The 386-nt window shown below is 85.0% G+C and carries 1 pseudogene; it reads right to left on the minus strand.

Annotated elements, in window-relative coordinates:
- A pseudogene (locus GTR00_RS22665) lies at positions 1 to 386 on the minus strand (PucR family transcriptional regulator ligand-binding domain-containing protein); the annotation flags it as partial.

Genomic DNA, 386 nt, shown 5'->3' on the forward strand with positions numbered 1-386 from the left:
CCGTCGGCGCGGGCGGCGCCCCGGGGCCGCCGGCGCGCAGCACCGCGCCGCGCTCGTCGACCAGCCAGGCGGTGCCCGCGGTGGCGCGCCCGAGCACCGCGAGCAGCCGCCCGGTGCCGTCCGCCCCGCCCGCGGCCGCCGCCAGCTCCCGCTGGGCCTGCGCCGCGGCGGCCTCGGCGGCGCTCTCGCCGCTGCGCAGCAGCTCCGCCAGCGCCTCGGAGACGGCGATGAAGGGGGTGGCGGGCGGCACCTCCAGCAGCGCCACGCCGCGGCGCGCGGCCGCGGCCGCCAGCGGGGCGGGCACCCGCGCGTGGCTGAGCCCGGTGCCGAAGCCCACCGCGCCCACGCCGGCGTCGGCCAGGCGCTCCAGCCACGCCGCCCAGTCC

Source organism: Kineococcus indalonis (assembly GCF_009906395.1).
GTDB lineage: Bacteria > Actinomycetota > Actinomycetes > Actinomycetales > Kineococcaceae > Kineococcus > Kineococcus indalonis.